Source organism: Bradyrhizobium sp. 33ap4, from assembly GCF_032654765.1.
In the GTDB taxonomy this organism is placed as follows: domain Bacteria; phylum Pseudomonadota; class Alphaproteobacteria; order Rhizobiales; family Xanthobacteraceae; genus Bradyrhizobium; species Bradyrhizobium australafricanum.
Map to the genome: position 1 here is coordinate 1 of NZ_JAUMTJ010000117.1, position 10,377 is coordinate 10,377.

Genomic DNA, 10,377 nt, shown 5'->3' on the forward strand with positions numbered 1-10,377 from the left:
GTGCCGCCAGAGAACTTGCCGATCCTAAGCTGGCTCGGTATCAAACCGTCAAAATCACTGTGACGAGCCACTAGGCTTAGCGTACCAATCGGCATGCAACTCACCGTAACCGTACAGCGCGATGAGGGCTTTCGGTTTTAGGTTTGGCACGATACCCAGTCAGCAAGGTCAAATACCCTCCCGCAGAATCGCCACCGACGACCATCTGATCGGTATTGAGGTTGAAGCGTTTGGCGCCATCGTTGGCCAACCAAGCAAACGCTGCTTCAATATCGCTGGCGATACCGGGCGGTTTCATTTCAGGCGCTAGACGATAGTCGATCGAAACAAGGGCATAACCATTGTCCTCCGCGAAGGAGAGTACCCGCCCTTGGATGTGGTGTTCGGTTCTCAGTTGGCGGCGCCCCATAAATAAAGCCCCGCATGAATGTAAACGATGACGGGTTGTGCACCATTACCTTTTGGCCGGTAAACACCGGCAAGAATCTCGTGGCCGTTAGCTCAGATATATCTCCAGCTTGGTATTGCTTCTTCCGATCACAGGCCTTTTGAGGCACGCCCATGCGGTGAGTTCGATTGCTGCTCGTCGTATTTTCGGCCCCTGGGCGCTGGACGTGCAACTTGTTTTGCTGTCGCCGCCCAGTCGATGAGGCGACCGCTCTCATTGAGCCGCGTGGGAAACAGCCAAAGATAGAGTTAACCACGTGAACAAGCTGCGCTTCCTTGAGGTCGAATCATTGTAGCCTTTTGAGCACGCCGCTAAAGCATCGGTTCGAATTGACAGTGAACCAGAAGCTCTGAAACGGACGCGTTATTAGGCAACTGGATGAGGGTCTCAACCAGAACCGCAAGATCCTCCGGTTGTACCATCTCGTGACGTCCGATCCCGGTCACCCCCGCCGTCATGTCCGTCGCGACAGAGCCCGGACAGACAACAGTTGCTCGGATACCCAGGTCGCGTCCTTCCCGGCGGATACCATGTGTTAGCGCGACGACGGCGAATTTGCTCATCGCATAGCCGACGTTCGAGAGGACACGCTTCCCGGAGAGAGACCCCAAGTTCACGACGCGCCCGTGTCCCGTGGCTGCCAGATGGGGGTAAGCCGCACGCACAACCCGGAGGGGTCCCTTGACGTTGACGCGCCACATGCGGTCGAGTTCGTCTTCGTTATCATCGATTGCGCGGACTTTCAGATCTATCCCGGCCGCGTTAACGACGGCGTCTATGCGCCCGAAGTGCTTGAGCGTCCTCTCGACCCATGCCTCAGCGGAGCCTGCCTGCTCCGCGTCGTAAAAGCACGCTATAACCTGCTCGGATTCGGGTAGACCAGATGGATCGCGCAAACCACCCGACACTGTGAATCCTGAAGAAACCAGCCGCTCGACGACGGCCCGGCCAATGCCGCGCGATGCACCGGAAACCATAACGACCCGACCCGCAGCTTGAAGCAAGTGTTGTCTCCCCGTGTTCACTGTGGGCAATCCATGAGTTCGCTATCCGCAATCTTCCATGGACCCCCGTTTAAGAACCTAGCTATACTGGTTGTGCGGACCTTATTGGAAGAGGATTGCTCATTTGGCTGTACCAGTAACATTTCGACTTTTGCGGCTCTCAATGCCCATCCCAATACGGTAGCGGAAATAGGTGGACGACTCTCCGCGAATAGCGCAGCCGATGCATCGACTTTCTGCGCAATTAACTCTTGTTCGGTGGGATACCGGCGACAGTGGCTTTCTAATGCACAAATGCGCCGGGGGTCGCCCGCAGAAACGACAGGGTTGTGACGCAGGCGAGCGCGGGTGCCAAATTGCGTGATCGCAACCGGGATGGACGTCGAATTCGGCGTCGGGCCAGCGCAGGCCAACCGCGATCCGTTCTCACGTGAGCGTCACGAAGGGATCACCGGTGCCCGGGCTTGACTTGCGCGGAATGCTCTGGATAGCGCGGTTGGGATGATTGACGCTGCCGTTGCGCGGTGATGGGGTGATCTCGGTTCGGAGCGGGCAACGGGGGATCAGAATGACCGGCGAGTCGCAGCTGCGCGAGAAGCTTCGGAAGATCGAGGCGTTGTTCGTGGGTGCCGGAACTGCTGGTGAGCGCCTTGCGGCGGAAGCGGCGCTGCGGCGGGTGCGGGCCCGAGTCGAGGAACTCGCCCGCCACGATCCACCGATCGAACAGCAATTCTCACTTCCCGACCAGTGGTCGCGGCATCTGTTTCTGGCGCTTTGCCGCCGGTATGGGCTGCGGCCGTTTCGTTATCGCCGCCAGCGACGCAACACGGTGATGGTCCGCGCGTCGCGGGGCTTCGTCGACAAGATCCTGTTGCCGGAGTTCACCGAGCTGGAGCGGGCGCTGCAAGTCTATCTGCACGAGGTGACGCTGCGCGTGATCCGCGAAGAGATTTATGACGACACCAGCGACGCGCAGGAAGTTCCAGACGCTCTGCCGTCGAACTGATCAGGCGGCGAGCTTTGCTTCCGAACCATCGCGCTCGGCTTTCCAATTCCACGGCAGCAGCGTGTGCAGCTGATTGATCTTGGTGCGTCCAGAGGCGATGCGCTCGAGAACGTCGGTCAGATAGTGCCGTGGGTCGATATCTTGTAGCTTTGCCGAGTTGATGAGCGACGCGAGAATGGCCCATGTCTCGGCGCCGCCTTCGCTGCCCGCGAACAAATAGTTCTTCTTTCCAAGCCCTATCGGCTTGATGCTGCGCTCGACCGTATTGTTGTCTATTTCAATGCGTCCGTCATCGATAAAGCGCGTCAGGCCGTCCCAATGGTTGAGGGTGTAGCGGATGGCTTTGCCCAAACCGGACTTCTTCGAGACTTCCAACAGCCGCGCCTCGAGCCAGGGCTTGAAGTCCTCGATCAGCGGTCTGATGTCGGATTGTCGCACCGCAGCTCGCCGCGTCGCCGGCAAACCGCGAATGCGATCCTCAACGGCGTAAAACATCGCGATCCGCTGCAGCGCTTCCGCGGCAATCGGCGATTTCGTCCCGACGTGGACGTCCCAGAACTTCCGCCGCGCATGCGCGAAGCAGAACGCTAGTTGTACCAGACGGCCGCCGTTCTTGATCAGCCCCTTGTAAGCGGCGTAACCGTCAACCTGCAGGATGCCGTTATAATCTCTAAACAGCTGCTTGGCGCGGATCGCCTTGCGATCCTCGGCGAACACGTAGACCACCGCTGGCGGCGCCGGGCCGCCCCATGGGCGGTCATCGGTGGCGATCGCCCAGAACTGGCAGACTTTGGTTCTGCCACGGCCGGGATCGAGAACTGGCAGCGGCGTCTCGTCGGCAAACAGCCGCGGGTAGGACATCACCGAGTGGCGCAACAGCGTGTGAAGCGGCTTCAGCCACCAGGCGACGCGGCTCATCCACGAGGCTAGCGTTTGCCGGTCGAGCGTGATGCCTTGGGCGGCAAACATCTGTTCCTGGCGATACAGCGGCAGCTGGTAGCCGTATTTCATGACCGCGACGTGGGCAAGCAAGGCTTCCGTCACCATTCCACCGTCGATCGCCTGGGCCGGCGCGGGTGCCTGTACCACACCCTGGCGGCAGCCCCGGCAGCCGTACCGCGGACGCACGGTGCGCTTGACCCGGTACTGCATCGGAATGATGTCGAAGGCTTCCTTGACGGTCTCCCCGATCTTGTGCAGCTGCTCGCCGCAGCAGGGGCAGATGTGGCCCTCGATATCGATCACGACATCGATGCGCGGCAAATGCTCCGGAAGCTTCCCCCGGTTGCGTCGTGCCGGTCGCTTTCCACGGCCCTCCGCTCCGTCAGGCAGCCTGCCTCCGGTCACGTCGTCGTTGGCGGCGGCATGAGCCGCCTGTGCCCTGATGCTGAAGAGAGATAGCTGTCCGATATCCAGTGTCTCGGAGCGCGGACCGAAGATCGTGCGCTTGTACTGGGACAGGATCATCAGGAGCTTGTCGTTCTCCTGGATCGCAGCGTCGCGTTGGGCGATCGCTGCATCACGCGCGGTCGCCAGCGTGCTGCATTCCTCCGACAACGCCGCAAGCCGTGACGAAAGCGCCATCACAGTTTGTCGGAGCAATGCTGGATCGGAAGGCAAATCACTCATGCAGAGTGATTCTACAACAACTCTGCATGAGTGACGAACGCCTCTTGATAATGATCAACCTGCTCGTACCGGCTGATCCACAGCTCGCATCGGCACATGCTTCCAGTCCGAGCCATCGAGCAGGACCGAGAGCTGAGCATGAGATAGCGACATGACGCCTTCCTTGATCGGCGGCCAGGTGAACTGCCCCTCGATTCTTTTGTAGTAAAGGACAAGGCCGCTTCCATCCCAGGTCAGGATCTTCACGCGATCTCGGCGCTTGGAGCGGAAGACATAAAGTCCGCCGTCGAACGGATTGGCTCCAAAGGCCTCGCTCACCAGCATCGCCAGCGAGTCCATGCCGCGGCGGAAATCGACCGGCTGCGTCGCAATCCAGATCGACAACCCAGCTCGAAGCCCGATCATCGACCAACCGTCCCGACCGCCGCCAGCACCTCACACAGTACCTGCCGGTCGACTGTCCCTCTGACACGGATACGAACCGCGCCGACCTCAATCTCGATCGTCGCCGGCTCCTCCCTCTGGCCGCCACAGCTGGTGATCGCGACCGGGACAAAGCCAGGTGGCATGCCTCTGTCCCCGTGCTCCGCGACCTGCGCCGGCGTGCTCTGGCGACGCCAGAGAAACAACAGGCTTGGACTGATGTCGTGTCGCCGCGCCACCGCCGACACGCTTGCACCCGGCGCAAAACTCTCCGCGACAATCGTCGCCTTTGCATCGGTCGACCAGCGCCGACGCCGGCCCGTCCCGGTGATGATCTCGACACGCTGCAGCGTGTCGGCGCCGTGTTCGAGGATAGGCATATGCCTATCCTTATCGCTATCCTTACGACTATCCTTGGACATTGTGACCTCGCGACAAACCATTCCGCGAGATCTTCCTAGCCGACCAGATCAACCCTCAGCGTGTGGTCTCTGCATGACGCTCACGTTCTCACGCTTCAAGCGGAAACATTTGGTCGTCATGGGCGAAATGAACACCATCGGACAATCAATAGGTTGGCTTCGTAAAGGCACTCCTCGATGCCGTCGCCGTAGTGCGAAACAGTGCAAGCGACGTTCGTCCGCGCGGCAGTGAGGTAGACCAGCTTAAAAAAATGGGCGCGCACCGACCTCGCCTGTGCATGGGCGTGGCGCGCAATGACGCCATGCCAGCGAGCGCCTGGTCGAAATCGAGCGACCCCGCAACTGCCGCTGCGCGGGATCACGCCGATGGCCCACGTAGCTCGGAAGTACGGCCATCCGCGTATTGGCCTCAGGGCGTGATCCTTAGCTCGATGATGCCGATGGCGGCGTCGCCGTCGACTGCTACCCCGCCGGCACGAGCGCCGAGATCTCCGCACCGACGGCGGCTCGGCCTCTCGTTGTCGCGCATGCATAGCGGTTGGCGACCTCGCACATCGAACTGGCGTAGCTCTTGGCAAGGATCTACACCTTGGCCTCCGATCCATCGCCCAGACGCGCTTAGACCGCGACGCCAACGCTTTCAAATGGGGACCTCACCCAAAATGACAAAATCCGCGACCGCGAGCGTGTTGTTAACTGTCCTAATCCATAGCCTATGGCTGACAAACTTCGGGATGACCGAGGCAAAGCTCCCGACGGTACGGGTAGCGCACGATCGTGAGGCTGTTAGCCAACTTCTCCCACAAGTGGACGTTTTGGCGGCACTCGAATTTCCCGGTCGCCGACCTTCCCAAAGATAAGAAGCTACGCTGGTTTCAAAGCACAGGTGCCGGTGTTGAGCAGGTGGTGGCTGTAAGAGATAAGGTTGGGGACCTCATCATAACGAACGCGCGCGGGATCCACCAACGAGAGCTCATCGCTGACTACGTCTTGGCGGGCCTGACCATGCTTCACTAGGACTTTCCCCGTCTGCTTAAGCAGCAACAACATCGAGAGTGGACGGGACACCTCGTAACGCCCCTGTGCGAAATGACGGCTGGAATCGTGGGACTTGGCTCTATCGGCACAGCGATTGCGCGTCGCACGAAATCTACCGGAATGACTTTAGTTGGCTTGAAGAGGGATGTGTCTGTTTCAATCGATGGCATCGACCAAATGTTTGGCGCGTCCGACCTCGACGATACCGCGATGCGATTGTGTCATCTTGGCGGTTCCTGCGACGCAGGCACTGTTGGGCTTCTCGACAAAGCGCGATTCCAGAAAATGCGTCGAAACGCCTACTTGGTGAATATCGCGCGCGGCAACCTCGTGGTGAAAAAACACTTGATCGAAGAACTCGAGTTCAAATGATCGCGGGCGCGATACTTGACGTATTCGAAAGGGAGCCCCTGGCGGGGGATCTTCGCTATGGACAACGCCCAACGTGATCTTGACGCCGCATATTGCGGGACCTGCAACGAACCCGCGAAACATCTTTGAAATCTTCGCGGATAACCTCCAGCGGTTGATGATGGGGAGTTCGTTCCCTCAGAAACGTCATGACGACCGCCGAATAATCCCATCCAGCTGCGGCCTACGTGGATGCGTACACGCAGAGTGAGCGCCAAGAGTGCTCTCCCGGATATCGTGGCGTTGTTGGGAAACTCGCAACAAAATACCCATTTCAGGTCTGAAGCGGGATCGATTCCGCGGGAAAGCGGGTGAGCCGGCTCGCCAGTTCAACTCTGCTGGGTCGCTGGCGATCCGTGCGTCATGAGCCTTGCTGATGATCATCGCTGGAACGGGTCGAACTTGTTCGGTACATACCTCAGGATCGGTTCGAAGCCGTCTACAATGATCACGTATTGCGGACGACCGACGAGTTCGAAAAAGAGCTGCGCGCGGTCATTTATTCGCACGTCCCAAACAACCTCCGTCGGACTTCCGTGAAGTTTGACCGCTTCCTTTTCAAATCGGCCTCATAGAAGTTGAGACTAGAGCTTCACAGATAGGGCCCAGCGAGACACCGTCGATGAAAATCTCGGCGGTGATGAGCCTTCGCCACGGATCGATCTGAGACGGCGCAGTTGCGCGAAGCATTATGTCGCCTTGTTCCCCCGGCTGAAGGGTGATACTTTTAGTACTTGCATGAGAGTTCCAACCGAATGCCGGTAAGAGGCGCGCGCTGAACATTGCTGCGCGCCTCAAGTTGTTGCGAATCCTGACGATGTATGGGACCTCGCTGTTCGGGCTAACTTCCGAAAGATATGGCAGCATTCGCGCCCAGAATAAATCGATGAAATGGTTTGCAGGTTCAGCGACGACGTCGCGAAAGGCTGCCTCTTTACGTTCGATGTAGCCCGTGTACTCGGTGATCCTCGACTGATCCCATGTAATGAGCTCTCCATGTCCGGGGCATATGAGATCGGGCTTCGTCGCCCGCATCACGGTCGCGCAGCGGCGATGCATCTCCAGCTGAAAGCTGTTGCGCATGATTGTAGTTTGAATCGGGATCTCGTGCTCAATCCCTCCCGCCTGAGGGTTGAAGAGAAACACATTGTCCCCTCCAAAGACAATTCTCTTCCCGTCGATATGACCCAAGATAATCGCGTGGTATTCGGTTTGACCCGGGGCATGATGAACCTCGAAGTCAACTCCTCTCCAATGAAATGCCTCACCATCACTCAGAATCCGTTGCACGTTGATCGGTTTGTGGAAACAGCAGGGTGTACTCGCCCATGCAGCAGGATCGGAAATGACCGCCGCAATACAGTCGAGAGCCCAACAGTGGGTACCGAAATGCTGCTGAAGGAACGGTATTCCGCAGACATGGTCGTTGTGAATGTGTGTGGGAATGACAAGTTCGATGTCCTGCACTCCATATTCCTGGCGCAGTTGATCGATATGATGCTCGATGAAACGAAGGGCTTGGAGGCCGTCGTGATCGTTGCCGAAATGGAGATGCCCTACCGAGGCCAATCCGTAATCGATCAGCAATGCGTGACCGCTTCCACTCAGCACAATGTAGAAATTTGAGCAGGTGTATGGTCCGGCCCACAGCAGATGCTCCGTAATCGGCTGCAGTCTGCTCTCGCGAATAGTCTCCCAATCCTTGAAGCCGGTACTCCGGCCCGATGTAAGAAGCCTACCTATACTAGCGAGTCTCTCGAGCCTCGATTCAAGCTTTCCAATATCCGCCTTGACCTCACGGATCGGCGCCCCATGCGATGGATAGGCAATTTCGACGTCCTGCTTCTTTAAAGCAAGGATCGATTGCATTGTAAATTCAATGCCAACGAGATCACCATAGGAATACTCCATGGCATGAAGTTGGTAGAGCTTTCCGCCGCTAGTCATCAAATCGCCGGTAAAGGCAACCTTCTTGCCGTCCACTTCCACTATCAGGCATATCATGCCGTATGTATGCCCTTTCGCCGGCAGGATACGGAATTCGTACTCTTTCCAGACAAATGTACCGTAGTCTTCAAGAATAGCATCGACAGGAATGTTTTCCCCTAGCGAGAAGAACGTGTTGCTATCGTTGTAGTTGTCAAAGATACCTCGAGCCTGCCAATGAGCCTCGACATTGTCGAACAGGTGACGTTCGTATTCCGGCACGGCAATTTTTGCGCCGGCATTCTGAACAATACGCGTTCCCCAGCATTGATCCCTATGATGATGCGTATGTAGAACCCAATCGACTCGATCAGTACCGATCGCGGCAAGATGCTGCATAACAGCGCCGGATCCCGTATCGATCAGCAGGCACTCCTCACCACTCGTCAGGACGTAAACATTACAAGTATCCCGAAACTCCCAAAGGTTTTCGGAGCGCTGGACCAAGGCCATTTCAGTTCCTTTTTTTCGTGCACTCGACCCAGTCTGCACTGCTCGACCTTGCAGGGGCCATGTCGCGCTTAAACTCCGCGGTCGGCGTAAGTGCACCAGGTCGCTTGGCTGGATCTTTAGATTTAGAATTGTAACCTTGGAAATACCTGAAGACAGCGATTGGAATCATCGATCGCTCTCGTTCGTTCGTGCATTCGAGTCGGGAGGGGAACGGAAGCTCTCCCCGCCGTTCCTTGTTTTTACTTCGCCAGCCAGGTGGTAAAGCGCTGTCGCAGTTCGTCGCCCTTCTCAGCCCAGAAGACCGCGTCATACACCAGAACGTTGCCCGCGTTGTCTGGCGCAGTCGGAAGGTGGGGCAGCATCGCCGGATCGACCAACGCGATCGCGTCCTTGTTAGTAGGTCCGAGGGCCACCTGCTGCGTCAGGTCGGCCTGAACCCGTGGCGAACCAGCGAAGGCGAGGAACTTGTAGGCGGCGTCCAGATGCGGGCTGCCCTTGGGAATCGCCCAGATACCTGAGCCGCGCTGCTGGGCATCCCACACGATCCCGAAGTGCTTTCCGGAGTTCTTGACGGCGTCGTAGACGCGGTTGCTGGGGGCGTATGTCATGACGACCTGGCCATCGGCCAAAAGCTGCAGCGCCTGGGAGTTGGACTGCCACCAGACGACGTCCTTCTTGATCGTGTCTAGTTTCTTGAAGGCTCGGTCGACGCCCTCGGGCGTGTTGAGCACCTTGTAGACATCCTTGGTTGGCACGCCGTCGGCGATCAGCGCCCATTCGAAAACTGCCCTAAGGGTCGTCTTTGGCAGTCCGCGCTTGCCAGGGAATTTCTCCGTATCGAACAGGTCGGCGATGCTCTTCGGACCGTTCGGTAGCTTGTCCTTGTCATAAGCGATGACCGCGGCAGTGACGATGAACGGTACCCCGCATTCATAGCTGTCAGCGCCTATGAATTTGCTGCGGTCGAGGCCCAGCTTGTTCCAGTCGATCGTCTCAAGGACGCCCTCGGTGCACAGTTGGGTGGCCATTCCGGTGTCGATATCGAAAACATCCCAGCTTACAGTCTTGGACTGGACCATGGCGCGGATTTTGGCGAGCTCGCCGTTGAACTCGTCTTCGATAACCTTGATTCCGGTCGCCTTCGAGAAAGGCTCGAGAACGGCCTTGCGCAGGTTCGCTTGCCAGGCCCCTCCAGTGGAGACGACCGTGAGCTGATCGTCTGCAAAGGCCGGCTTCGTCGACGCAAGCGTCACTGCGACCAGGCCGATCACGGCAAGGGCGCTCGCAATCATTAATGGCTTTGTCATTGTCTACTCTCTCCCTGCTATGCTTCCCCGGATGGGGCGGCGTTATCAAAACCCAGCCTACTTTGCTCGCGCGAAGTCCAGCTCGTCACGATGCATCGAGCGCCTGACAATCCTCCGTTTTCCAGCCGATGGTGGTCGTCGCCCCGGGCTCGAGCTGCACCACGCCCTCCGAATTCGGCAGCTTGATCACGAAATCATCATGGCCGCACACCGAGACGCGGGTACGCACGTGGTCGCCCAGATAGATCAC

The 10,377-nt window shown here is 58.0% G+C and carries 10 protein-coding genes and 1 pseudogene; 3 read left to right on the forward strand and 8 right to left on the reverse strand.

Translation table 11 applies throughout. The features are described from left to right. Window positions 1-100 precede the first annotated feature (100 nt). Both Q2M23_RS42480 and Q2M23_RS42485 read right to left on the reverse strand, forming a co-directional pair. The gene (locus Q2M23_RS42480) at window positions 101-409 is read right to left on the reverse strand and encodes an alpha/beta hydrolase (RefSeq protein WP_316399337.1); all 309 of its coding nucleotides are present in this window, start codon (window positions 407-409) and stop codon (window positions 101-103) included. A 350-nt stretch (window positions 410-759) separates the two neighbouring features. Next, window positions 760-1,452 (reverse strand): SDR family NAD(P)-dependent oxidoreductase, encoded by a 693-nt coding sequence (locus tag Q2M23_RS42485; protein ID WP_316399339.1) that lies wholly within the window; start codon window positions 1,450-1,452, stop codon window positions 760-762. A 568-nt stretch (window positions 1,453-2,020) separates the two neighbouring features. On the opposite strand from Q2M23_RS42485, the gene Q2M23_RS42490 reads away from it, so the two are divergent. Next, window positions 2,021-2,458, forward strand: a complete 438-nt coding sequence (locus Q2M23_RS42490; protein ID WP_092090658.1) for a hypothetical protein — start codon at window positions 2,021-2,023, stop codon at window positions 2,456-2,458. Here Q2M23_RS42490 and tnpC read toward each other — a convergent pair whose 3' ends face one another. From tnpC to tnpA, 3 genes are all read right to left on the reverse strand, one after another. Then, on the reverse strand, window positions 2,459-4,042 hold the full coding sequence (gene tnpC, locus Q2M23_RS42495; RefSeq protein ID WP_316399340.1) for an IS66 family transposase: 1,584 nt from the start codon (window positions 4,040-4,042) through the stop codon (window positions 2,459-2,461). It lies immediately after the preceding gene. A 99-nt stretch (window positions 4,043-4,141) separates the two neighbouring features. Then, window positions 4,142-4,492 carry an IS66 family insertion sequence element accessory protein TnpB gene (gene tnpB, locus Q2M23_RS42500; RefSeq protein WP_229180212.1) on the reverse strand — a complete coding sequence of 117 codons (351 nt, stop codon included), beginning with the start codon at window positions 4,490-4,492 and terminating at the stop codon, window positions 4,142-4,144. Beyond that, complete coding sequence (gene tnpA / locus Q2M23_RS44350) at window positions 4,489-4,890, reverse strand: IS66-like element accessory protein TnpA (RefSeq protein WP_176937312.1); 402 nt, start codon at window positions 4,888-4,890, stop codon at window positions 4,489-4,491. Before tnpA ends, tnpB begins: the two co-directional genes overlap by 4 nt. A 1,071-nt stretch (window positions 4,891-5,961) precedes the next feature. On the opposite strand from tnpA, the gene Q2M23_RS42510 reads away from it, so the two are divergent. Then, the gene (locus Q2M23_RS42510) at window positions 5,962-6,342 is read left to right on the forward strand and encodes an NAD(P)-dependent oxidoreductase (protein ID WP_316399343.1); all 381 of its coding nucleotides are present in this window, start codon (window positions 5,962-5,964) and stop codon (window positions 6,340-6,342) included. 249 nt (window positions 6,343-6,591) lie between these two features. Then, a pseudogene (locus tag Q2M23_RS44355) lies at window positions 6,592-6,944 on the forward strand (TrlF family ATPase); the annotation flags it as partial. Here the strand turns inward: Q2M23_RS44355 and Q2M23_RS42515 are convergent. The 3 genes from Q2M23_RS42515 to Q2M23_RS42525 form a co-directional block, all read right to left on the reverse strand. Then, entirely contained in the window at window positions 6,940-8,820 is a 1,881-nt protein-coding gene (locus Q2M23_RS42515) for an MBL fold metallo-hydrolase (protein ID WP_316399341.1), read from the reverse strand. The pseudogene Q2M23_RS44355 and the gene Q2M23_RS42515 sit on opposite strands and share 5 nt — an antisense overlap. 239 nt (window positions 8,821-9,059) lie before the next feature. After that, the gene (locus Q2M23_RS42520; RefSeq protein WP_316399342.1) at window positions 9,060-10,127 is read right to left on the reverse strand and encodes an ABC transporter substrate-binding protein; all 1,068 of its coding nucleotides are present in this window, start codon (window positions 10,125-10,127) and stop codon (window positions 9,060-9,062) included. 85 nt (window positions 10,128-10,212) lie between these two features. Next, a complete protein-coding gene (locus Q2M23_RS42525; protein ID WP_316399344.1) occupies window positions 10,213-10,377 on the reverse strand; it encodes a TOBE domain-containing protein in 165 nt (54 codons plus the stop codon).

Coding starts and splice junctions, on each gene's coding strand:
- Q2M23_RS42480 (WP_316399337.1), bottom strand. CDS start 409: ATGGGGCGCCGCCAACTGAGAACCGAACACCACATCCAAGGGCGGGTA.
- Q2M23_RS42490 (WP_092090658.1), top strand. CDS start 2,021: ATGACCGGCGAGTCGCAGCTGCGCGAGAAGCTTCGGAAGATCGAGGCG.
- tnpC (WP_316399340.1), bottom strand. CDS start 4,042: ATGGCGCTTTCGTCACGGCTTGCGGCGTTGTCGGAGGAATGCAGCACG.
- tnpB (WP_229180212.1), bottom strand. CDS start 4,492: ATGATCGGGCTTCGAGCTGGGTTGTCGATCTGGATTGCGACGCAGCCG.
- tnpA (WP_176937312.1), bottom strand. CDS start 4,890: ATGCCTATCCTCGAACACGGCGCCGACACGCTGCAGCGTGTCGAGATC.
- Q2M23_RS42515 (WP_316399341.1), bottom strand. CDS start 8,820: ATGGCCTTGGTCCAGCGCTCCGAAAACCTTTGGGAGTTTCGGGATACT.
- Q2M23_RS42520 (WP_316399342.1), bottom strand. CDS start 10,127: ATGACAAAGCCATTAATGATTGCGAGCGCCCTTGCCGTGATCGGCCTG.